Origin of the sequence: Acetatifactor aquisgranensis (assembly GCF_943193215.1) — a bacterium.
GTDB lineage: Bacteria > Bacillota > Clostridia > Lachnospirales > Lachnospiraceae > Acetatifactor > Acetatifactor aquisgranensis.
On the sequence record NZ_CALPDH010000007.1, the window covers coordinates 159,265 to 181,029 of the forward strand.

The window sequence follows — 21,765 nt, forward strand, 5'->3', positions numbered from 1 at the left end:
TGTTCAGCCTGCTCTTGTTAGCCAGCATTTGAGTCCTCCACCACCACAACCTCCGGCTCCACTTTGCCGGAAAGCACTTCCGGGCTGTAAATATGGTACAATTCGTTATAGGTTCTTTTCAAATCATGGTACCGGCCAGAAGCATGAATGCCGTAAATCTCTTCCACCGAATAGGGCAGATTCGTCTGATTGCTTCTTCCAGATACTCCCCATAACTGTGGACGACTGCGCCGGTATTCAGCATTACGGCTTCGAACATCTGTACGGAGCTGAAATCCATCACATGGTGGAGATTAATGGTCAAGTCCTTCTCCCTGCTGATTTCCACAATCCATTTCACGCATCGCATTTATACTCTACCTCATTTCATGCTTCTGTGCAAGTATCGGTCCACAGGTTCCTCTTTATAAATATTTTATTTGACAAATGGCATTTCTGTATTAAAATAGTTCTAAAAAGAACAAAAGGGAGCCTGGGCAAAATGATACCGCTGAATCCATGGGAACATCAGAACGCAGTCAAAACGCTTTATGGAAAATTTGTAGGCGGGGTCTGCGCAAAGCATGGAATGGCCCGGATAGAATTGGACATCCTCCTCTTCCTGGCCAACAATCCCTGTTTTGACACAGCCACTGACATCATCGAAATCCGGTATCTATCCAAATCTCAGGTATCTGCCGCCGTAAAGCTCCTGGAGGAAAAAGGATATCTTCGGAAAGAATACGCGGACGGCAACCGGAAGACGGCGCACCTGAAGCTCTGCCAAAGCGCCGGGGACATCATCCGTGACGGAAAAGCCGCTCAGGAAGCTTTCGCCGCGGCCCTGCTGGACGGCTTTTCCCAGAGCGAAATCCATGTCATGAAGCAATATAATGAGCGTATTTTGGGAAACATCCATTCCCTTTTATCTCAATGACGCCTGTGCTGACTGGAGATATTCGGTAAGATAGCGGCACGGGAATCCGCAGAACTGGAACAGGAGACTTGCTATGTTTAAATTTCTGATCTGTTTTATCGCTGGAATAGGCGCCGGTCTTGGCACCGGCTTCGCGGGCATGAGCGCTGCCGCCGTTATCAGCCCCATGCTGATCACCTTCCTGGGCCTTCCGGCCTATGAAGCCGTGGGCATCGCCCTGGCCAGCGATGTCCTGGCAAGCGCGGTCAGCGCGTACACTTATGGCAAGAACAAGAACCTGGACATCCGAGGCGGCGTGGTCATGATGGGGGCTGTCCTGGTTTTCACGCTGGTGGGCAGCTTTGTGGCGAGTGTGGTGCCCAATACCACCATGGGGAGCTTCTCCATGTTCATGACGCTGCTGCTGGGCATCAAGTTCATCGTAAAGCCGGTCATGACCACAAAGGAATCCATGGCCTCGGTCAGCGCCAGGAAACGCATCCTCCAGTCCGCAGTCAGCGGCACCATCGTAGGCTTCATCTGCGGTTTCGTAGGCGCGGGCGGCGGCATGATGATGCTTCTGCTGCTGACCAGCGTACTGGGCTACGAATTGAAGACGGCTGTGGGAACCAGCGTGTTTATCATGGCATTCACCGCTTTCACGGGAGCGGCCAGCCACTTCGCCATCGGCGGCATGCCCGATATAGGGTGCCTGGTCTTCTGCGTGGCATCCACGCTGCTGTGGGCCAGGATTGCCGCCAAGTTCGCCAACAAGGCCAGCGCGGCGACCCTGAACCGGGCCACAGGCATTGTGCTCACCGTTCTGGGGATAGCCATTTTATCGGTGAATTATTTACGGTGATGCGGATGAAATTCCGCCTTATTTTCTATAACTGTAAAACCGATACATTTGCTCTGTCTCATCGTCAATATCCTGATACATTTTTTCTCTGTCAGCCTAAATCCGGCTTTTTCTATAGTCCTCCAGGATGGAACATTGTCTTCCCTGATGGTCGCGATGATTTCGTCCTGCTCATACTGCTGCAGGAAATACCGGACATATGCCTTTGCCGCCTCCGCCGCATATCCATGATTTCTGTATTCCCTTCCCATGAAATACACAATGCCGACTTTTTCCATATCTTTATAATAGGAGCATCCAACCGAACCAATCACTTCATGCGTATCTTTCAGTTCCACGGTATAAGCCAGATAATCGACAGTGGGATCATCTTCGGCGGCCAGCTGGCGCGCTTCAGCCACCCATTCATCCATCCAGCCGCCGCACTCTATGTCAAAGCCGACATCGTCGAGGCTGCCGTCAGATGCCATGGCGGAAAAAATCTGCCCGTCTGCCGTTTCTAAATCCCGGATAATCAGCCTGTCTGTTTTTATAAGCAAAATACTTCACCTCCTCGGATTCTGACTTCATTTCACCGACCGCAATAACGGCGTGTCGCTCTCGCCGGAATACCCCAGGCATTCCACTTTGCCAAATCCCGCTTCCCTCAAAAGCTCCATCTCATGCTCCAGGGTCAGCGGCGTGTCAAAGTGCACGAAGGTGTCCTCGGGAATCCCGCATTTCTTTCGCCTGCGGGCACATTCCGCGAACAGATACTCCTCCATCTCCTCCGATTCCGCTATATAGTCCACTTCCAGATAGCAGCCGCCGGGCTTCAGGCTGTCATACAGTTTTTTGAATACAATGAGCTTATCCTCTGACTTAAAATGATGTAAAGTCTCAAAAGAAACCGCTGTGTCAAAGCAGGCCTCTCCGAAGGGGACCTGGAAATAGTCCCCCCGGATGCACCGGAGATTCCTGCGGCCATGCTTTTTCCGAAGCCGGTCCAGCATAGCCTGCTCTAAATCAATCCCTGTGACCGCCAGATCCGGCCGGAGCCGGAAGATTTCGTCCAGCTCCAGGCCGGTGCCGCAGCCGATGTCCAGGAGGGTCTGCGTCCTTTCCGGAATCATCTGGGCCATCCACTTATAGCAGTCTTTCCAGACGGACATATGCTCTTCATATCCCTCCACCCGGGCCGCGAAAAAGCTGCCCATCTCCTCCAGCGGCTCGTCCGCCGTATCCTCAAGCCATTTCTTTATTTTCGTTAATTCGTCCATTTTAATCTGCTTTCCCGTTTCTCCCGGTTTCCCGGATGTCCAAGGTTTCCCAAGGGCTTTCCGCAATCTCTATCTCCGCCCTTCTCCCGATATAGTTCCGGGGCAGTGATATCTTCCCTTCTTTTGCCAACTGTCTGGCCTTGCTCCTGGTGATATGGCAGACTTCCGCTGCCACTTTGTCCGCCCTGATTTTCAGCTCATAGGGATTGAAGATAATCAGCAGCTTTTTGCGGCATCTTTCCGCCTTTCCATCTATAGCGCTGTTCCCCTGGCATTCCATTTCCCGGTTCTGGCATTCCTGGTTCTCATCTCCCCGGCATCCCGACCTTCGGTCTTTCGCAGGAATCGCCCCGTCCACCGGAATCACCTCATAGGAAATATCCTCCCAGTCTATCTCCGCCCTGTTCCTGGCAAAGACGCCTTTGTCAGTGCCCCACCGCAGGGCGGCCTGGCCGTCATTCTCCAGGAAGCTGCGATATTCCTCCCCCGGAATCTCTTTCGGCCGTACCCTCTCATATATGGCAAGATTATACGTATGCCCGCACTTTTCGCACTGGTAGATCAGCCATACGTCAACCTGTCTCCCGTTGGCATTGACGCGGAAGTTCCCGGTGCTGCCGTAGACGCTCCTGCCCCCGCAGCCGGGGCAGAAGCGCAGGATTTTATACCCGGACACCGGGCGGATTCTGTATTCAGTTTTTTCAAAATAGCACATTTTGCATCTCCCTGATCGTTTCTTTCACGGAATATGCAAAGGCTGTCACAGTACTCCTCGATTTTTATTTGCAATAGCCTCTGCTATGCAAACTGCTTGGGTGTCATCATAAGAACAAACTCCTCTCTATATCCAATCCTGTCTCAGGGCAGCGGCCCCTCTTCTCCCTATGTGCCGGAGAAACCTCTCCGCCGCTTTGGTCTTCCTCATCTTATCAGAGCCCCCCGCCCTTTTCCACCTCAAACTTTTTTCAATACAACTATGCTCCAAACCTGCGGCCAGCCCAAATATAAATAACTCTCCTCGGGCGCGATGAGGAGAGAACCCCTCACAAACCGAATTCTGTCCATTGATGTCAGCAACCCCCAAAACTCCCCGCAGCAAGCTGCGGGGTCAAGAAAGGACCAAGCCTCTGGGCACAGCCATCTTAATCCACTCCTTCCGCCTCCCGCCTTTTATGCAAAATTTCATGCATATTCCGGAAAAATATTCATTCCATTAATTTTGCTCCTATTTTTCGCAGAATCCATTGACATTTTATGCATTAAATGCTAGTATCTGTCCATTGGCTTTACTAAATGAAAGGCTGATGAATCTATCACGGGAGGATACATTCTTTATGAAGAAACTGATTGCATTGCTATTGACTTCCGCCATGGCCCTGTCCCTGGCAGCCTGCGGCGGCACGCCTGCAGACAGCGGCAGCGGCGACTCAGAGGGCGGCTTCACCACCGCCGTACAGGGCAAGCTCACCATGGCCACCAATTCCACTTTCCCGCCCTATGAATACGTAGAGGGCGGCAAGGTCACAGGCATCGATGCCGAAATCGCAGCGGCCATCGCCGAAAAGCTGGGCCTGGAGCTGCAGATTGACGACATGGAGTTCGATTACATTACAGAAGCCGTCTCCACCGGCAAGGCTGACATCGGCCTGGCGGGCATGACCATCACCCCTGACCGTGAGGAGGAGGTTGCCTTCACTGTCAGCTACGCCACCGGCATCCAGGTAGTCATCGTCAAAGAAGACAGCGACATCACCAGCGCAGACGACCTGACCAAGGACGGCGCGAATCATGCCATAGGCGTCCAGCGCAACACCACAGGCGACATCTACGCAAGCGGAGATATCGAGGAGGCGGGAAAAGGCACTGTGGACCGCTACAGCAAGGGGGCCGATGCCGTACAGGCGCTGGTCACCGGCAAGGTAGACTGCGTCATCATCGACAATGAGCCCGCCAAGGCTTTCGTGGCCGAGGTAGAGGGCCTGAAGATTCTTGATACCGAGTATGCCGTAGAGGACTATGCCGCGTGCATGAGCAAGGACAATACGGCACTGTACGAAGCCGTGAATACCGCTCTGCAGGAACTGATCGCGGACGGCACCATACAGGGAATCGTCGACAAATACATCAACGCCGACTGATTCCGCCCTGCCGCGGACGGCGCATGCCCTGAACGGCTCTTCCGATATCAATAGCAAATTTATACTGACGGTCACTAAAACTTGCCAAGCAACCCGACCCACGAGCGAAAGATGCTGGAGACATCGCGGCAAATTTCATCGCTCGTGAGTATAAAATGTCTGCTCCCCACGGCACCGGCCCATGTCCGGATGCCGGGCGGGGCAGATGCCAAACTATAATAAGGAGAATTGCACATGAGACCCTCCGCCTCCCAAAGCTGGCCCCTGGTGGCGCCGGATTGGATCCAGAACGGCCCTGAGTGGCTGAACGACTTCGGCTATGATGTCTATAAAAGCTTCATCTTCGACGACCGGTACCAGATGTACCTGAAAGGCCTGGGCAACACCCTGCTCCTGACCTTCCTGGCGCTGCTCATCGGAGTGGCCTTGGGAATCGTCATATCCCTGATTCGAGTCTCCTGGGACAAGAACCACACAGAGATGCACGGCCCCATCAAACCCGTCCTGGGCTTCCTAAACGCCCTGGCCAGGGTATACCTGACGGTCATCCGGGGCACCCCCGCGGTGGTGCAGCTGATGATCATGTACTTCATCGTCTTCGCCTCCAGCCGCAACAAGGTCATGGTGGCCGCCCTCTCTTTCGGCATCAACTCCGGAGCCTATGTGGCGGAGATCATCCGGGGCGGCATCATGTCCATCGACGAGGGCCAGATGGAGGCCGGGCGCAGCCTGGGCTTCGGCTATGTGTCCACCATGCGCTATATCATCCTGCCCCAGGCTTTCAAGGCCGTGCTGCCCACCCTGGCCAACGAGTTCATCGTGCTGCTGAAGGAAACGGCGGTGGCAGGTTATGTGGGCCTGACCGACGTGACCTACGCCGGCAACATCATCGGCGGCAACTGCTACGATTATCTGTTCCCGCTGCTGATGTCCGCCCTGATCTATCTGGTGCTGGTCATGTTCTTCACCTTCCTGGTAGGGAAGTTGGAAAGGAGGCTGAGAAGCAGTGAGCGCTGAGTACATCATTCAGGCCAAAGAATTGCGCAAATCTTTCGGCGGCGGCGAAATCAAGGCTCTGGACGGAGTCACCGCCGACATCCGCAAAGGCGAGGTAGTCGTAGTCATCGGTCCCTCCGGCTCCGGCAAATCCACGTTTCTGCGGTGCCTGAACCTGCTGGAAGTGCCCACAGGCGGACAGGTCCTGTTCGAGGGCGTGGACATCACGGACAAAAAAGCCGACATCAACCTCCACCGCCGGAAAATGGGAATGGTGTTCCAGCATTTCAACCTGTTCCCCCATATGACGATTCTGAAGAACATGACCCTGGCCCCCGTGAAGCTGCTGCAGAAGCCACAGGCGGACGCGGAAGCCCAGGCGAAGGCCCTGTTGGAGCGGGTGGGCCTGGCCGACCGGGCGAACGCCTATCCCAGCCAGCTCTCCGGCGGCCAGAAGCAGCGCATCGCCATCGTCCGGGCGCTGTGCATGGATCCGGAGGTCATGCTCTTCGATGAGCCCACCTCCGCCCTGGATCCGGAGATGGTGGGGGAAGTGCTGGAGGTCATGAAAGAGCTGGCCAAGGAAGGGATGACCATGGTGGTGGTCACCCACGAGATGGGCTTCGCCAGGGAAGTGGCCGACCGGGTCATCTTCATGGCGGACGGGAAAATCGTGGAGGAGGGCAGGCCCGAGGAAATCTTCTCCGCCCCGCAGCAGCCCCGGACCCGGGAGTTCCTGGCGAAGGTGCTGTAGAATCCTGCCGTGCCACAGCATACTATAGCAAAGGGGCTGTCGGGAAACCGCATTTAAATGCGTCTTTCCACGATAGCCCCTCATCTTTTCATTCTCTGTCATCTCCGGCCTCAATCCTTACGGCCCATTTCCCGCACGATACGCTGGATGCTCTTCTCCGACAGGAAGTACCTGTCCGCCAGTTCGCCGATCCCCGCCCCCTGCTTCCAGTCCGCAAAGATGGCTTTGTTCCTGCCAAGCAGCTCCTGCCTGATCCTGGTGCCGCTTCCCCAGGCCTGTCTGTTCTCCGCCTTTTTGGGGATGTAGATGCTCTCTCCGTCCACGTACCGCTGGATGATTTCTATGACTTCCATCGGCAGAATCTCTTCTGCTCTCCTATAGCCCATCATGCCCTCCTGAAATTGTATATTCTCCTAAGGGAGCACGGCTATAGCAAATTTATCTTTTATACTCGTGAACGCATTTAATTGCCGTTTTCAACTCCGGATTGCCGATGCGTTCACTCGTTATCCTGTACAGACGGCAATTATTGGCGTTTGTGGTTATAAATTGCGATAGCCTGTGCTACGCAATCAGCTCGGGTCTTCCCATAAAACAAGCCTCCTTTTTCATATTCTGTGCGAATTTATTCCATGCGAACTTAATCCGGGCAAGGAATCTGCATCCCTGCCCCACACATATGATACCGAGAAAACGCCTTCCCATCAAGAGCCTGTCCAAGACTTTCGCCTGGCGCTATCCGCTCGTTCCAATGTACAATTCCTCGTACAGCCGGGCTACGACACCCTGTCAATTACCTGAATCTCTTCCCGCAATCCAGGCATGGAACAACGGCTTGCAGGCCGGATAGATTTCCTTAAAATACTGATACCTTTCCTCATATCTGGCGGCCAGTTCCGGCTCCGGCTCTACGGTCTCCACCACTTTCACGATTCTTTCGGCGGCTTCCTCCACGCTTTTGTACTCGCCGCAGGCCACGGCTGCCAGCATGGCTCCTCCCATGGAGGGCCCTTCCTCGCTCTCCGGCACATCCACCTTCAGGTTCAGCACATTGGCCACAATCTTTTTCCACAGGGGGCTCCTGGCGCCGCCGCCGCAGATCTTCGTGCGCTCCAGCCGGATGCCCAGGGACTTCGCCACCTCCAGGGAATCCCGCAGGGCGAAGGCCACGCCCTCCAGCACCGCCTGGGTCATGTCCGCCCGGGTGGTGTCCATGCTCATGCCCAGGAAGACAGCCCTGGCGTCTGGATTGTTGTGGGGCGAGCGCTCTCCCATCAGATAAGGGAGGAAGTACACATGGTTCTCCCCCAGCTTCTGGATGGACTGCTGCTCTGTGGCGTAGTCCTTCGTCCCGATGATTTCGTCCATCCACCATTTGTTGCAGCTGGCCGCGCTGAGCATGCAGCCCATGAGGTGATAGCTCCCGTCGGCGTGGGCAAAGGAGTGCAGCGCGTTGTGGCTGTCCACCCCGAACTGCTTCGAGGAGATGAAGATGGTGCCGCTGGTGCCCAGGGAGATGTTGCACATATTGTCCCCCACTGTGCCTGTCCCCACGGCTGCCGCGGCATTGTCCCCGGCCCCTGCCGCCACTTTGACGGATGCGGGGACGCCCAGCTCCTGTGCCGCCTGGGGAAGCAGGGTGCCAACGGCCTCATAGCTCTCATAGCATTTCGCCAGCTGGGACACCTGGATGCCGCAGATATCGCACATCTCCTTGGACCACTGACGGTTCTTCACGTCGAACAGCAGCATCCCTGACGCGTCCGACACATCCGTGCAGTGCACGCCGGTGAGCTTGTAGGCGATGTAGTCCTTGGGCAGCATGATCTTCGCAATCTTCGCGAAATTCTCCGGCTCCTTGTCCTTCACCCAGAGGAGCTTGGGCGCGGTAAAGCCCGCGAAAGCGATGTTCGCTGTGTACGCCGACAGCTTCTCTTTGCCGATCACCCTGTTCAGGTATTCCGTCTCCGCCCCTGTCCTGCCGTCGTTCCAGAGGATGGCAGGTCGGATTACATTGTCGTCTTCATCCAGAATCACCAGGCCGTGCATCTGGCCGCCGAAGCTGATGCCTGCCACCTGGGACTTGTCCACGTCCCGAATCAGTTCTTTGATGCCCAGAACGGTTGCCTCGTACCAGTCCTGAGGATTCTGCTCCGACCAGCCGGGCTGGGGAAAATACAGGGGATATTCCTTTGATACGATGTTGACAATCTTTCCGTCGCTGTCCATCAGCAGCAGCTTCACGGCAGATGTCCCTAAGTCTATACCTATGTAAAACATATGTCATTCCTCCTGACGATAGCTTCCGTCCATTTATATCCTGACAGGCCCGGGCTTCGGATGCAGTCCCCTTGCGCCCGGGCTTCGGACCGCCCTGGCAGGGCACCGGGCAGCGTCTCCTCTGCGGCCCTCAGTCCTCCAGATCCAGATTCTTTCCCTTCAGCCCCAGAAAACTCCCTTCGTCCAGGCCGCCCTCCGCATGGCCAATCAGCCACTTGTTCACGGCGGTGAGCATGGCGTCCTCATCTGTGACGCCTGCGCCGGACCGAACCTCCGCCACCTTCCTGTGGCTGCCTTTCAGGGGATAATTCGTCCCCCTGGGCAGAACGATGGCCATCTGGAACCCTTCCTCGCCTGTATGGCAGGGCGCGTAGTGCAGGGTGGTGGCATAAATCTCCACCGCGGTCCCGGCAGGCACCAGGAAAGCCTCCACCTTGGACGTGTCGTAAGTATGGTCAGCTTCTACATCCGTCAGCAGCCCCAGCAGCAGCACCGCGTCCTTTGCGGCCACGTTGATTTCGGAATCCCTGTGGTACTCCAGGGCGTTGAGCCTGGTGTTGTGCCCGTTGCAGTATCCAATCTGGATCGGCATCTCCCCGTAAATCACCCTGGAGAGTTCCTCCATCACGGGCAGCGCCTCCAGCGCCTCCACTGAGGGCTCATAGACCACGTCCCCGGGGACCGGCGTTTTCTTCAGCTCCTCCACCAATCCGGTGAAGTCCACGTTCTCCACCACCCTGCCGTACCTGCCGAACGCGGCGTCTGTCACTTTCAAAATCTTCATTTCATGTTCCTCCTACTTATACTGCATAACAGTTAAAATTTCCGAGCAGCCTGACTACATAACGCCAGCTATATACGATTAACCAATGAAGTATGGTAAATTCCGGCGTTATGTTTCCTTTCACCGTGCAATACCAGACAACCCCCGGTACTGTCGCTTCCTCGTTTCCGTTTTGTCTGAAATTTTGGAGACATCGCCTCCCGTCAAAGCCCCATAGCCTTTTTCCAGGCCTGCGCAATCAGCTCATGCCCTGCGGCGGTGGGATGGACACCGTCCCCTGACCAGCGCGCTGCCGGGAATTTCTTCTGCGCCTCGTCAAAAGCCTCCTGCAGATCCACGTAATCCAGGCGGAACTCCTCCGCCAGCCTGCGGGTCACGTCCCTGCGGGCTTTCACCTCACCGGAGAATCTCTCCCACTCCGGATCCGTGGCCAGGCCGGGAATGACATAGGCCCCCATGAGGACCATGCGCACGCCCGGCAGCGCAGCGAAAGTCTCCCGCAGCAGAATCCTGTATACTTCTTCAAACAGAGGAGCGCTCACCCCATTGCGGTTTCCCAGCTCATGCCACACATCGTTCACGCCGATCAGAATCGTGATCACATCCGGCTTCAGGTTCAGGCAGTCCTTCTTCCACCTGGCCAGCAAATCCACCACACGATTGCCGCTGATGCCACAGTTCATGACCTCGCAGTCCCCGTCCCGGGCCATCAGCTCCGCCTCCAGCAGGCGCGGATAGCCGCACCCTGTGGCATACGGATTCTCATAATCCCCTCTGCCGCAATCCGTGATAGAGTCCCCTTGAAACAAATATCTCATGACTTGCTCCTTTCCAGCCGAAACAGAATAAATCCATTTTCTTTTATCTTACACCAATATCGGACATATTTCCATGAAAATATGATATCCGGCCTATTTTTCTTTCAGCGTGAAGGACGCGGACAGCGCAAGACATGAAAAGAAGAGTTGCCATAAAGCGGACAACCAGGTATAATATCATTTGAATCATAGAATTCATATAAAAAAGAAAGAAGGTAATTCTCATGAAAAGAAGCTTACGCGGAAAAGCCTTCATGCTTTTCCTGGCCGCTGCCGCCGTCTTTGCGACAGTCTCCTGCGGTGCTCCCGAATCCACGGGAAATGAAAGTTCCTCCCCTGAAAGCGTATCGGAGCAGCCCTCCGGGGAACAGAGCTCTGAATCTGAAGAGGAAAGCACCGAAGAGCAGTCTTCCTCTTCCAGGAAAAATCCCCTGGCGGACAACGCTTCGGCCCAGGCCCTGGTGGAAAGCTACGGCAGTTTCGCCGAAGCCCACGACGCTTTCACCACCACATTGGCCCGGGAGGAAAACGATGATTATTCCATCCCCGAGCCTCCCGAGGGGCTCTTCGACCTGGTCTCCTATCCCTCCAAGGTGGGCGACCTGGCAGCCTATGTGTCCAGCGACCCCGGCGACGGCCAGAAGCATCCCATCATCATATGGGTGGTAGGCGGCTGGGGCAACGGCATTGACGACTTCCCCTGGTGCTATCCCGCATGGGACAATGACCAGACAGGCTCCGCTTTCTGGCAGGCCGGACTGCTGACCATGTACCCCTCTTTCCGGGGCGGCAACGGCAATCCCGGCCATTATGAGGCGCTCTTCGGCGAGGTGGACGATATCATATCCGCTTACGAGTACGCGGCCTCCCTGCCCTATGTGGATCCTGACCGCATCTATCTGGGCGGCCACAGCACAGGCGGGACCCGCGCTCTGCTGGCATCCGAATACACCGATAAGTTCCGGGCAGTCTTCTGTTTCGGCGCAGTGGACGAGGTGAAGTACCACAACAACAGCCAGTTCACTTTCGACACCGACAATGAGGACGAGTTCACCATGCGCTCCCCCATCCACTGGCTGGACAATGTCAAGAGCCCTACTTTCCTCATCGAGGGCAGGGACGGCAATTCCGCCAATCTGGAGCGGATGGAGGCAGCCACCGACAACGAGAACATCCACTGCTATGTGATCGAGGGCGCGGACCATTTCTCCACCCTGGCTCCCCTCACCAGGCTGGCGGCCCAGAAGATTCTGGCCGATACCGGCGCGGAAGTCTCTATCTCCATCACGCAGGAGGAACTGGACGCCGCTTTCGCCCAGACGCCGGAAGCCCCTGTGCCCGTGATGACACAGCGCACCGTGGACTGGCTGGGCCTGACTTTCTCCTGCCCTTATGTGTGGGAGATTTATGACTCCTCCGAGGAAGATGAACTTACCGTCTATTCCCGCTATGAGGAAGACAATGCCTGGGATATGTCCGTCCTGTATCTCTCCGGCCTTACTTTACAGGATGGCAGCAGCCTGACGGATCTGGCGAACTCTTTGAAAGAGAACGGCTATGAGGCCACAGAGACCACCATCGGCGGCGCTTTGGCCGTCGACTGCACAGGCATGGTCCAGGATGACGAGGGCTATTCTTACTACGAACGCTATGTCATCATCCAGAACGGCGATTTCTATGTCACCCTCGATTACATGATTCATGAATCCTATCTGGAAGAAGCGCAGCCGCTGTTCCAGAGCATTCTTGACAGCGTAGTAGTAGGACCGGCAGAATAAACAAAATCCTGAATGCCAAAAGAGGCTGCTGCAGACAAGAAATCTGCTTCAGCCTCTTTTCCTTATCATCGCCTGCTATAATACTACACTTTCCGATCCACCTTTGCCACAACGACTTCCAGCCCGGTATTTCTCAGGCATTCGACATATTTCTCCGGCGTCCCGTCATCCGTGACCACGATATCCAATTCGTTTATGGCGGCAAACTTCAGCGCGTTGCGGACACCAAATTTAGAGTGGTCGGCCAGCACGATTGCCTGACTGCTGTCATTGATGACCCGGCGGCGTATGTATCCTGTGTCTGTAGGATTGTCCGTAAAATGCGTCTCCGTGATGCCCGTAGCCCCAATGAAAGCCTTGTCGATATTGAACATCTTCAGATTCTCTTCTGTCTGAAAGCCCTGCATCTCCAGAGAGCCCGGCTGCAGCTGCCCGCCCAGAAGCATGACAGTACAGTCCAGCACCCCGCTCATGGCCATTCCTATCCGCAGAGAATTCGTGACTACCGTAATGGGGACCACATCTTTCAGATACTGCGTCATCGCCATCACAGTGGTTCCATCCTCAAGATAGAGAGTGTCACCCCTGTCCACCAACTTTGCGGCAGCCTGCCCGATTGCGTTCTTTTCCTGCACATTCTTGGCAGAATTGACTTTGAAATCCGCCTGGTTCACCCCGGCGCCCTTTATGACCGCGCCGCCATAGACGCACTGTATATATCCCAGTTTCTCCAGGAATTTCAAATCCCTTCGGACAGTCTCTATGGATATATCGAATCGCTCCATCAGGTCACTGTTCTTCACCATACGATTTTCATTTACCATCTTGATAATCTGTTCCCGCCGTTCCTGATTCACTCGCCCTACCTTGCTTTCTTCACGATTCTATAGTCAAAGTCCTATTGAAAGAAATACCATATTTTGTCAATCCTGTCAAGATACAATCAATTTTGGTCTTTCGCTTCCGCCTGTTCGCGGCAGTATTTTGACCATATTTTTGGCTCTACGCTGAAATCTTCCAGCTCTGGCAGATTCCATGACTCGCAGTGATATGCAATCCCGAACTCCTTAAGGCTCTGGTACAGCGCACGGTTCCTCTCCACCTGGCCGTCAAAGTCCATATACAGATTGTAGTACTCATCCTGAATCTTCGATTTTCTCACACGATTCCTGTATTCTTCCGTGCCGGCAGCCTCCAGAGCCTTCTCCCAAAGTCCGGTCATCTCTCTTGCGAAATCCCTGTCTTCATCGCTTTCCAGAGGCAGATATCGCTCTGGGCGGTCGTCCAGATGCATGTGGCTTTTGGCTGCTTTCTGCGCCGTCCTGTCGATGTATTCCCTGATGTAGCGCCAGCCCTCGCCATAGTAGTCCTGCAGGAACTCGTCCATCAGCTCAAAGTATCTTTCTTTCGTCATGTCGGGATTCCAGAGAAGTTTTGCCAGCAGATAGCCCCGCAGCTCGCCGAACTCACCTGATACCGCCTGATAGTTCCCCTGCTCATGGACGCCTACAACATTGTGTTCCTTGAAGAACCGTACATTATCCCACAGGATGTGGAGGTTCGGGTAAGGGGCAAGGTAATGGGCGAAATCCGTAGTGTAGTCCCAGATATAGAGCTTGTCGCTGACTTTCGCCCAATCTTCTATCGTCTGACGAAACGCCGCATTCTCCTCGCAGTCCGCGTCGTCCATCCGGTGGGCGAAGCTGCACTCCACTGAGCACAGACGGATGATGACATTGTCCGCAGGCACGATGGTCTTCGGTGTTTTCCTGGTGTACCGATAGGCCAGGGTATCCACTTGTACGTCCGGATACTCCGCCCTGATCTCCCCGGCGATGCGGTTCACAAAAGTGAGCAGGGAACCCATGGGAGACCCCTCCGCCTCGTCTATGGCGCGGCACTTTTCGCACTGGCAGCCCAGGCCCTCAGGATAGGAATCATTCTGGGAGACGGAAATGATGGCAGCTCCCGGATTTTTCGCAAGCCACTTGCGCACATTGCCCAGCACTTTTCGATAGACCGCCTCATCGGTCAGGCAGGGCTGCACATCCGGTACATGGGGCTCTTCCGTCAGCGCTGACAGCGTGTGGACGAATCCTTCCGCATATAGCGATGTATCCGGTACATCCGTCCTCTTGCCGCCGGTGCAGTTCACCTTATTCCTGGAAGCGAAATCATGATTCTTGATATAGTCATACCAGTTCAGGTCCCGGTACTCTAAAACAGGGCTGTACAGGACACGGATGCCTTCCGGTACCTCCACGGTCTGCGCCTCGTGGATGACAGTGCAGTCGCTGGCATAGAAGCGCACGCCCATATAATCCTCCAGCAGGGAGTAGACGCCGTAGCCCGCGCCCCTGTCGTTTCCGCCGGTGATGAATAAGCGGCTGCCCTCCCCAAGGATGGCATATCCGTCATTCTTCAAAGATGCCCTCGACTGCCGCACCAGTTCGGTATCCCGGTTCGTGGTGCCGATGACGATTTCGTATGCCGCGGCCCCGTCCTCGTCCATCACCCGCAGCTCCTGCCCGATGGCCTCCCGGATGATCCGGACAAAGGTCTCGGCCGCCTCTGTCAAAAACGGAGACGCGCCTTTCGGGCACACCACTGCATATCCAGAAATGTCCTTGCCGCATATCAGTACTTTTTTAATCGGAAATCCGTTTTCCATTCTACTCCTCCGCTTTGTTTTTCCGTGACAGTTCTCTGCAGTATTTAGGCCACATCTTAGGCTCCAGACTGAAATCCTCCAGCTCCGGCAGCTCCCATGGCTCACAGAACCATGTGATGCCGGCCTCTTTCAGATTCTCATAAAAGGCCCTGTTGCGTTCAATCTGTTGGTTGAAATCCGTATACAGGTTATAGTACTCATTCTGTATCCTTGATTTCTTCACATGCTTTCTGTGCTCCTCAGTCCGCGCCTCCTCCAGAGCTTTTTCCCAGAGCTCTGTCATCAAATCCGCGAAGCGCATCCCTGTCTCGCTGTCCACGTCATCCGCAGGGCGGTACTCATCGGGCTTATCATAAATATGCAGATGGGTCTCGGCCGCCTTTGCCGAAGTCTTGTCAATATATCTCCTGATATGCCGCCAGCCTGCGCCGTAATAGGCTTCCAGGAATTCATCCATCATGGCGAAATACTCTGTTTTGGTCATATCAGGATTCCAGAGCAGATTCGACAGCAGATATCCCCGCAGCTCACCGAACTCGCCGGACAGGGACTGGTAGTTCCCCTGCTCATAGATGCCCGCCACACCATTGTTCTTAAAGAACTGAATATTGTCCCAGAGAATGGCCAGATTCGGGAAAGGCGCAAGGTAATGGGCAAAATCCGTAGTGTAATCCCAGATATACATCCTCTTGCACAGCCTGCTCCAGGTCTGGAGGAGGTTCTTGAAGTCCACGTTCTCTTCGCAGTCCGTGCCGTCCAGGGGATGAGCGAAGCAATATTCGATGGAGCAGAGCCGGATGGCTACATTCTCCGCAGGAACCATTTTCCTTGGAGGCTTTCTGGTATACCGATAGGACAGGGTGTCCACCACCACATCCGGGTACTCCTCCCTGATGTCTCCGGCGATGCGGTTCACAAAAGCAAGCAAAGAACCCATGGGCGTACCGCCCTCCGCCTCATCGATGGCGCGGCATTTTTCGCACTGACAGCCCAGGCCTTCCGCATGGGAATCATTCTGGGAGACAGATATGATGGAGGCATCGGGATTCTCAGACAGCCATTTCTTCACATTGCGCAGCACTGTCTGGTACACAGTCTCATCCGTCAGGCAGGGCTGGCTGTCTATCTCATGCCCTCCGCCGTTCAAAATAGACAGGGTATGTACGAAACGCTCCGCGTACACATTGGCCTCCGGTTTGTCCGTGCGCCTGCCGCAGACGCTGTTGAGCTTATTCCTGCAGGCCAGGGAGAGGTCCTCCATCCGGTCGTACCAGCCGATGTCCCGGTACTCGAATCGGGGGCTGTACACAACACGGATATCCCTTGGCACCTCCACGGTCTCCGCCTCACGGATGACCGTGCAGTCGCTTGCGAAAAAACAGACTCCCACATAGTCCTCCAGCAGGGAATAGACGCCGTAGCTCACGCCCCTGTCCAGATTGCCGGTGATGAACAGGCGGCTGCCCTCCGCCAAAATGACATATCCGTCATTTTTTACGGATGCCTTGGCCTGCAGCACGGCTTCGGTATTCCGATTGGTATCGCCGATGACGATTTCATGTGCCGCCGTCTCGTTCTCGCCGATTACCTGCAGTCCGCATCCCACCGCCTTTTGGACCATCTCCGCCAGGGTGTCCACAGCATCTTTCACGCACTGCGCAGCCTCTCTCGCACAGACGATTCTGTACTCGGAAATGTCCACGCCGCAGATCAACATTTTCTTTACGGGAAATTCATTTGCCATTTGTATTGCCTCCCTTCATTTATGCTCCTTCGGGTATGATTTCGGCTCCCTCCGCCTCCTTTCCGAAAGGAGGCAGGGAGAGCCTCATATCTATTTCCTGAGAAATCAGTCCGTATATCCGTAGTACTCGTTCAGCTCATTCAGCAAAGGCTCCCACATTCCTCTGTTCTCCTCGATGAACGCGTCCCAGGCCGCCTCGATGTCATCATTGTTTACTGCCAGCTCCGCCACCTTGGAACCCACATCGACGGAATAGATATCCTTCGCGTTGCTGCTATAATTGGCGTAGTTTATCTGAACAGGGACGATATTTCCCTTGTCCTTTGCCTCGAACACTGCGCGGGTATCATCGATATCGCACTGCTTGATACTCTCAACTGCGCCTGTATATCCGAAATCGTCGCCGCACCAGCCGAGCAAAGCCAGGGGCGCGCGGGAAGGATACTCTGTGGTCTGGATGTAGCGGGGATTCCCCTCCGCATCGTACTCCCAGTCTACCTCAGGAATGCCCAACTGCGCTGCCGCGGACCCTTCCTTGCCGGCAAACCAGTTCATCACGTCCAGAATCCTCTCCAGAGTCTTGGCATCCGTCTTGGGGGAGAATACATGCGCTGTCCAGGAATTGCTGACAGCACTGATCCAGGAGGTTCCGTCGTCGGCGATTACATGCGCTACGCCGATGTCCTCATATTCATGGTCCGCACTGCTCTTCACATAACCGTCGCGGTAGGAAGCCAGGCCCCCCGCCATGCCCGTATCGTAAAACGCCGCCAATGTGCCGGACATCATGGAGGCGCGGGCATCGTAAGCGTCATTGACCACCGCAAAGTCGGGATCGATCAGCCCCTCCTTGTACCATTCCCTCATGGTGGTTATAAGCTTTATCCACTGCTCCCTCTGTCCCAGCGGCGTCCAGATGAAGCCGTCCTCGCCCTCATAGAACGAGTTGTTCATGATACCGTACAGATTCCGGAACATCCATACCATCGTGCCGATTGCGGTGCTCACATAAGCGCCGTCGTTGGTCAGTCCCGCAGCCTTGACTTTCTGCAGATATTCCTTCAGCTCGGATTCCGATATGGTGTAATCGGCTCCCAGATCCTCCATGCCCACTTCCTTTGCCCAGTCCTGTCTGTACACCAGGGAGATATGGGATATGACCGGATCCATCTCCAGATAGTTGCCATAGACGCCGTGGGGAATGGCATAAATCCTGCCGTCCACTGTAAGCAATTCTTTTTCCCCTGTGGCTTCAATCATCCTGTTGATGTCAGGCCATCTCGTCTCCCATCCTTCCGGCAGCGGCTGCAGCAGCCCCTGATTGATATAATCATAATATTCCACATAGTTGATGCCTTCCCAGATTGCCGCATCCGGCAGTCCGTCTCCGCTGATCCACAGGCGGAACTTCTCGTCGGCGGCGTTGGGCTCGTTGGCCCATATGTCCATGTCCACGTTGAAGCGGTCGGCCACATACTTATAGAAATCGTCGGATGTATAGTCCGTACCTGCAATCGTATTGTAAGAGGTCATGCTGAAAGAAATCGTCTCGGCATAATCCGATCCGCCTGCCGATTCCCCTTCCGCGTTTCCTGTATCCTCAGAGCCGTCCTCTTGTGCCGAACTCTCCTCGGAGCCATCAGAAGACTCTGCCGGGCTGGATTCCGGGGCGCTGCCGGAATCATCTTTCGTTCCACCGTCCGTCCCTCCACATCCGGCCAGGGCGGAAATCGTCATCGTTCCGCACAAAAGCAACGCGGCAAATTTCTTTACTCTTCTCATACCTTTCTCCTTTCAAAATGAAAACGACTCAACATTTACCAGCCATATTCCTCGTAATGCTTCTTCACTTCCTCGTTGAACTCAGCACCTCCGGGGAAATTGAGGCTCTTCAGAATTCCGGGGCAGCATCCCGCCTCCAGCATGGTCTCCACCATCACGGACGTAATGCTCCACATGATAAAGTCGGATGCGATTCCGGATGCCGCGGCAAACCTGGTTTTCAGACCCTCCACATCCATCATTGCTTCGGCGGCAGGCGCACAGTTGTCCAGCGCAAGGGTCACGAACTCATGCAGCCTTTTTCCGGATTCATGGACCGGATCCACCGCCCGGGCATATTCCATGCTGGTCAGGGCGATTACTCTCACTCCCGCCTGCACACTGTCATAGGCCAGGTTCACCACCTCCAGCGTGCGCCCCGACACAGAACTGACGAACAGGACATCTCCCTCTTTCAGCTCGGTCTTATCCGCTTCGTACAATTGATAGCAGACCGGACCCCCGCCTCTGTTGAACAGATCCATTTCGATGGAGTGGCAGATTCTGCCAAAGTAGACACGTTTGCCATGCATGAGGGCATCGGCCACCATTTCCCCCGCTTTCTGAATCGCTTCCCGCTGCGTGCTCCTTACCTTGAACAGCAAATCCGATACAGCCTGTTGATAACAATCAAGTAAATTCATAGTTTTTCTCCTATTCCAGTTCCCTATCCGGAACTTATACTGCTTAACAGCTAAAATTTCCGAGCGATCTGACTACTTAACGCCAGCCATATACGTTTGACCGATACAGTATGGCGAATTCCGGCGTTATGCAGTTTACATATAAAATATGTTCTCCTGATGCTGCGCGATGACAGCCTTGTTGTAGGCGTCACCGCCGTCGATATTGCCGCTCATGAACACAGGCGGCTGGATTCCCTGCTCCCATAACAGTTCACAGGTCCGGGCGATGACCGCATTCAGGATCGCGGCTCCCACAACCGTGGAAGTGGACGCAATCTTCTGTGCGAAGCCCTCCAGTTCAATCGCGGCATCGCCCAGATCCCCATGATTGTCAATCAGGATATCCGCAAAGTCGTGGAGTTTCTTTCCTGACGGATGTCTGGAAGACACTGATGTCGCCGTATTCATGTTGGTGACCACGATTACGGTGACCCCCTTCTCCTTTGCCGCCTTTGCCATATCGATGGTCACTGCGTTCCGTCCCGATACCGAATGGATGATGATCGCATCGCCTTTCTCCGCAGGCAGAGAATCGAAGATTACCTGGCCATAATCCGTCAGACGTTCCATCTCGCTGCTCATAGTGATGGGAGATACCTCCAGCATCATCCCCGGAACCCGGACAGGGTTCACCGTCACCATGCCGCCCGTCCTGTAGAACAGTTCCAGCGTGATCAGACCCGCATGGTTACAACCGAATGCAAAAACCGAGCGCTTTTCTTTGTTGGCGTCAGCCAGGACAGCCGCCGCTTTTTCCATGGCTTCCCCTTCCTTTGAAAAGACTTCCTCCATGATTTCTGTAATCCGATTGTAGTAAACATTCACAGTACTCATTTTTACCCCCTTTCATATCAGGCTTCCTTCGGACAATATCAATCCGGAAACAGCCCTTTCAGCAGGAAAGGCGCGAACTCTTCCTCTATCATGTCTTTCAGATTCCTGAACTGTTCTCCTTCCGCCATCCTCTGCCGGATCGCGCAGCCCACCACCGGGTCAGCGAAAGGACGGTCCACCACTGCGTCCGGATAGACCTTCCATATATCCTCGCGGAATGTATCGAACATCCTGCCGCAGCCTTTCCATGTCCCCCCGGAAGCTACGATAGGGCCCTCCCAGATGCCGCCATGCCGCCTGAGCAAGGTAAGCACCTGCAGGGACAGCTCATGGGCCGCGTCCTCATATAACTTCAGCGCCACTTCATCGCCCCGTCCTGCCGCTTCCGCGGTGAGATAGGTGGCCGATGCCGCCAATTCCCGGGAATCCGGATTCCTGACCAGCCTTTCTATCATGTCCCACGGCCGGGACAGATTCCATTTCTCCATCAGCATTTCCAGGAGGACAGTCTTCGGACCGCGTCCGTCGTAGGCATAGATGGCGGCTTTCAATGTCCTTATCCCCAGGTCGTATCCGCCTCCCTCATCCCCCAGCACGGCGCCCCAGCCGCCCACCGCGTCCCGGAACCCGGGCTGGACCAAAAAGGCGTCCGAACCGGTTCCGGCCTGGGCCACTACGCCATAGAGCACGCCGGCAGCCGCCAGCGCCACCTCGCCTTCCCCATAGTAACAGCAATTCCTCACCGGACGCCGGCTCTTCAAAGCATCCAGCAGCATCTCTCCATCGCCTACAACGCTCAGGGTCACGTTCTCTATCCCATCTATATCTTCCGGAATCAATTCCGCAGCCAGATGATGCATCTCCGCGGCTATCCGTTCCACCGGCTTGAAATTGGAATTCACGCCGGAGACCCGGGCCGTATTTATGACATGCAATGTTTCATCATAAAGGACTGCCTGAAGCTTTGTCCCGCCCCCGTCCGCAGCAATGTAATATTTCATCGGAACGCCCTCCGTTCTCATCGCATTTTTTGTAAATCTTCTTCGTGAGCACAAAATACATGACTGCCATCGACGAGCCTCCCCTTCAGGACGATACGGTACAGGCCGCTGCTCTCAATAGTCAAATCTTTATACAAATATTATCATGTGTTCATAATGTTGTCAATACATTTTAATCATATCTATTTATTTTTTCATTTTTTATGACTACTTTATGTCGTATTTTGCATTCTTTTTTCAAAATATGCCAAAATATCCCAATATAAATCAATTTTATTTTCATTTTGACATATATTTTAATGTGCTTTTCTGATTATTATATTTTATATATTGTCACAATATTGCCATTTATAAGTCACAAAGTAGTCATCTTTAAATGCTCACGCCGGGGAACATGGCTGATTTTTTCAGCCGCGAGCATTAATTATCGGGAAATGCCGGCCT

21 protein-coding genes are annotated in these 21,765 nt (G+C 54.5%); 6 read left to right on the forward strand and 15 right to left on the reverse strand.

Features of this window, described 5'->3' with window-relative positions; all coding sequences use genetic code 11:
* Positions 1-118 precede the first annotated feature (118 nt).
* Positions 119-349, reverse strand: coding sequence for a DUF4869 domain-containing protein (locus NFS35_RS08365; RefSeq protein WP_251206671.1), 231 nt, complete (start codon positions 347-349; stop codon positions 119-121).
* A gap of 132 nt (positions 350-481) precedes the next feature.
* Here NFS35_RS08365 and NFS35_RS08370 point away from each other — a divergent pair, with 132 nt between their 5' ends.
* Together NFS35_RS08370 and NFS35_RS08375 are read left to right on the forward strand one after the other, a co-directional pair.
* Positions 482-916 (forward strand): MarR family transcriptional regulator, encoded by a 435-nt coding sequence (locus NFS35_RS08370; protein ID WP_251206672.1) that lies wholly within the window; start codon positions 482-484, stop codon positions 914-916.
* A 73-nt stretch (positions 917-989) separates the two neighbouring features.
* The gene (locus NFS35_RS08375; protein ID WP_251206673.1) at positions 990-1,757 is read left to right on the forward strand and encodes a sulfite exporter TauE/SafE family protein; all 768 of its coding nucleotides are present in this window, start codon (positions 990-992) and stop codon (positions 1,755-1,757) included.
* On the opposite strand, the gene NFS35_RS08380 is transcribed toward NFS35_RS08375, so the two are convergent.
* From NFS35_RS08380 to NFS35_RS08390, 3 genes are read right to left on the reverse strand one after another with little or no spacing between them, the layout of a single operon-like run.
* Positions 1,745-2,296: a GNAT family N-acetyltransferase gene (locus NFS35_RS08380; protein ID WP_251206674.1), complete on the reverse strand. Its 552-nt coding sequence runs from the start codon at positions 2,294-2,296 to the stop codon at positions 1,745-1,747. The genes NFS35_RS08375 and NFS35_RS08380 overlap by 13 nt on opposite strands.
* Positions 2,297-2,323: 27 nt before the next feature.
* On the reverse strand, positions 2,324-3,016 hold the full coding sequence (locus NFS35_RS08385) for a class I SAM-dependent methyltransferase (protein ID WP_251206675.1): 693 nt from the start codon (positions 3,014-3,016) through the stop codon (positions 2,324-2,326).
* A 1-nt stretch (position 3,017) separates the two neighbouring features.
* Complete coding sequence (locus tag NFS35_RS08390; RefSeq protein ID WP_251206676.1) at positions 3,018-3,731, reverse strand: DUF1062 domain-containing protein; 714 nt, start codon at positions 3,729-3,731, stop codon at positions 3,018-3,020.
* A 619-nt stretch (positions 3,732-4,350) separates the two neighbouring features.
* Between NFS35_RS08390 and NFS35_RS08395 the strand changes: the two genes are divergently transcribed.
* From NFS35_RS08395 to NFS35_RS08405, 3 genes are all read left to right on the forward strand, one after another.
* A complete protein-coding gene (locus tag NFS35_RS08395; protein WP_251206677.1) occupies positions 4,351-5,154 on the forward strand; it encodes a transporter substrate-binding domain-containing protein in 804 nt (267 codons plus the stop codon).
* Positions 5,155-5,514: 360 nt separating this feature from the next.
* Positions 5,515-6,171 (forward strand): amino acid ABC transporter permease, encoded by a 657-nt coding sequence (locus NFS35_RS08400; RefSeq protein ID WP_251206702.1) that lies wholly within the window; start codon positions 5,515-5,517, stop codon positions 6,169-6,171.
* Positions 6,161-6,904 (forward strand): amino acid ABC transporter ATP-binding protein, encoded by a 744-nt coding sequence (locus NFS35_RS08405; RefSeq protein ID WP_275564671.1) that lies wholly within the window; start codon positions 6,161-6,163, stop codon positions 6,902-6,904. Before NFS35_RS08400 ends, NFS35_RS08405 begins: the two co-directional genes overlap by 11 nt.
* 110 nt (positions 6,905-7,014) lie before the next feature.
* Here NFS35_RS08405 and NFS35_RS08410 read toward each other — a convergent pair whose 3' ends face one another.
* From NFS35_RS08410 to NFS35_RS08425, 4 genes are all read right to left on the reverse strand, one after another.
* Positions 7,015-7,290 (reverse strand): CD3324 family protein, encoded by a 276-nt coding sequence (locus tag NFS35_RS08410; RefSeq protein WP_251206678.1) that lies wholly within the window; start codon positions 7,288-7,290, stop codon positions 7,015-7,017.
* A 403-nt stretch (positions 7,291-7,693) separates the two neighbouring features.
* The gene (xylB, locus tag NFS35_RS08415; RefSeq protein ID WP_251206679.1) at positions 7,694-9,184 is read right to left on the reverse strand and encodes a xylulokinase; all 1,491 of its coding nucleotides are present in this window, start codon (positions 9,182-9,184) and stop codon (positions 7,694-7,696) included.
* A gap of 130 nt (positions 9,185-9,314) precedes the next feature.
* Positions 9,315-9,968, reverse strand: a complete 654-nt coding sequence (locus tag NFS35_RS08420) for a DUF4867 family protein (RefSeq protein WP_251206680.1) — start codon at positions 9,966-9,968, stop codon at positions 9,315-9,317.
* A 203-nt stretch (positions 9,969-10,171) separates the two neighbouring features.
* Complete coding sequence (locus NFS35_RS08425; protein ID WP_251206681.1) at positions 10,172-10,786, reverse strand: SGNH/GDSL hydrolase family protein; 615 nt, start codon at positions 10,784-10,786, stop codon at positions 10,172-10,174.
* A gap of 224 nt (positions 10,787-11,010) precedes the next feature.
* Here NFS35_RS08425 and NFS35_RS08430 point away from each other — a divergent pair, with 224 nt between their 5' ends.
* On the forward strand, positions 11,011-12,564 hold the full coding sequence (locus NFS35_RS08430) for an alpha/beta hydrolase family protein (protein WP_251206682.1): 1,554 nt from the start codon (positions 11,011-11,013) through the stop codon (positions 12,562-12,564).
* Between the two features lie 83 nt (positions 12,565-12,647).
* Here the strand turns inward: NFS35_RS08430 and NFS35_RS08435 are convergent, their stop codons facing one another.
* From NFS35_RS08435 to NFS35_RS08465, 7 genes are all read right to left on the reverse strand, one after another.
* On the reverse strand, positions 12,648-13,421 hold the full coding sequence (locus NFS35_RS08435; protein WP_251206683.1) for a DeoR/GlpR family DNA-binding transcription regulator: 774 nt from the start codon (positions 13,419-13,421) through the stop codon (positions 12,648-12,650).
* A gap of 86 nt (positions 13,422-13,507) precedes the next feature.
* Complete coding sequence (locus NFS35_RS08440) at positions 13,508-15,235, reverse strand: DUF4838 domain-containing protein (RefSeq protein WP_251206684.1); 1,728 nt, start codon at positions 15,233-15,235, stop codon at positions 13,508-13,510.
* Position 15,236: 1 nt separating this feature from the next.
* Positions 15,237-16,979, reverse strand: coding sequence for a DUF4838 domain-containing protein (locus NFS35_RS08445; protein WP_251206685.1), 1,743 nt, complete (start codon positions 16,977-16,979; stop codon positions 15,237-15,239).
* 105 nt (positions 16,980-17,084) lie between these two features.
* A complete protein-coding gene (locus NFS35_RS08450) occupies positions 17,085-18,761 on the reverse strand; it encodes a type 2 periplasmic-binding domain-containing protein (RefSeq protein ID WP_251206686.1) in 1,677 nt (558 codons plus the stop codon).
* Between the two features lie 35 nt (positions 18,762-18,796).
* Complete coding sequence (locus NFS35_RS08455; protein WP_251206687.1) at positions 18,797-19,444, reverse strand: SIS domain-containing protein; 648 nt, start codon at positions 19,442-19,444, stop codon at positions 18,797-18,799.
* A 135-nt stretch (positions 19,445-19,579) separates the two neighbouring features.
* Complete coding sequence (locus tag NFS35_RS08460) at positions 19,580-20,320, reverse strand: sugar isomerase domain-containing protein (protein ID WP_251206688.1); 741 nt, start codon at positions 20,318-20,320, stop codon at positions 19,580-19,582.
* A gap of 38 nt (positions 20,321-20,358) precedes the next feature.
* Positions 20,359-21,321, reverse strand: a complete 963-nt coding sequence (locus NFS35_RS08465) for a BadF/BadG/BcrA/BcrD ATPase family protein (protein ID WP_251206689.1) — start codon at positions 21,319-21,321, stop codon at positions 20,359-20,361.
* Positions 21,322-21,765: the final 444 nt, after the last annotated feature.

Bases quoted from the DNA above. Each gene is read 5' to 3' on its own strand.
- NFS35_RS08365 (WP_251206671.1), bottom strand. From the start codon at position 349: ATGCGATGCGTGAAATGGATTGTGGAAATCAGCAGGGAGAAGGACTTG.
- NFS35_RS08370 (WP_251206672.1), top strand. From the start codon at position 482: ATGATACCGCTGAATCCATGGGAACATCAGAACGCAGTCAAAACGCTT.
- NFS35_RS08375 (WP_251206673.1), top strand. From the start codon at position 990: ATGTTTAAATTTCTGATCTGTTTTATCGCTGGAATAGGCGCCGGTCTT.
- NFS35_RS08385 (WP_251206675.1), bottom strand. From the start codon at position 3,016: ATGGACGAATTAACGAAAATAAAGAAATGGCTTGAGGATACGGCGGAC.
- NFS35_RS08390 (WP_251206676.1), bottom strand. From the start codon at position 3,731: ATGTGCTATTTTGAAAAAACTGAATACAGAATCCGCCCGGTGTCCGGG.
- NFS35_RS08395 (WP_251206677.1), top strand. From the start codon at position 4,351: ATGAAGAAACTGATTGCATTGCTATTGACTTCCGCCATGGCCCTGTCC.
- NFS35_RS08400 (WP_251206702.1), top strand. From the start codon at position 5,515: ATGTACCTGAAAGGCCTGGGCAACACCCTGCTCCTGACCTTCCTGGCG.
- NFS35_RS08410 (WP_251206678.1), bottom strand. From the start codon at position 7,290: ATGGGCTATAGGAGAGCAGAAGAGATTCTGCCGATGGAAGTCATAGAA.
- xylB (WP_251206679.1), bottom strand. From the start codon at position 9,184: ATGTTTTACATAGGTATAGACTTAGGGACATCTGCCGTGAAGCTGCTG.
- NFS35_RS08420 (WP_251206680.1), bottom strand. From the start codon at position 9,968: ATGAAGATTTTGAAAGTGACAGACGCCGCGTTCGGCAGGTACGGCAGG.
- NFS35_RS08425 (WP_251206681.1), bottom strand. From the start codon at position 10,786: ATGAGATATTTGTTTCAAGGGGACTCTATCACGGATTGCGGCAGAGGG.
- NFS35_RS08430 (WP_251206682.1), top strand. From the start codon at position 11,011: ATGAAAAGAAGCTTACGCGGAAAAGCCTTCATGCTTTTCCTGGCCGCT.
- NFS35_RS08440 (WP_251206684.1), bottom strand. From the start codon at position 15,235: ATGGAAAACGGATTTCCGATTAAAAAAGTACTGATATGCGGCAAGGAC.
- NFS35_RS08445 (WP_251206685.1), bottom strand. From the start codon at position 16,979: ATGGCAAATGAATTTCCCGTAAAGAAAATGTTGATCTGCGGCGTGGAC.
- NFS35_RS08450 (WP_251206686.1), bottom strand. From the start codon at position 18,761: ATGAGAAGAGTAAAGAAATTTGCCGCGTTGCTTTTGTGCGGAACGATG.
- NFS35_RS08455 (WP_251206687.1), bottom strand. From the start codon at position 19,444: ATGAATTTACTTGATTGTTATCAACAGGCTGTATCGGATTTGCTGTTC.
- NFS35_RS08460 (WP_251206688.1), bottom strand. From the start codon at position 20,320: ATGAGTACTGTGAATGTTTACTACAATCGGATTACAGAAATCATGGAG.
- NFS35_RS08465 (WP_251206689.1), bottom strand. From the start codon at position 21,321: ATGAAATATTACATTGCTGCGGACGGGGGCGGGACAAAGCTTCAGGCA.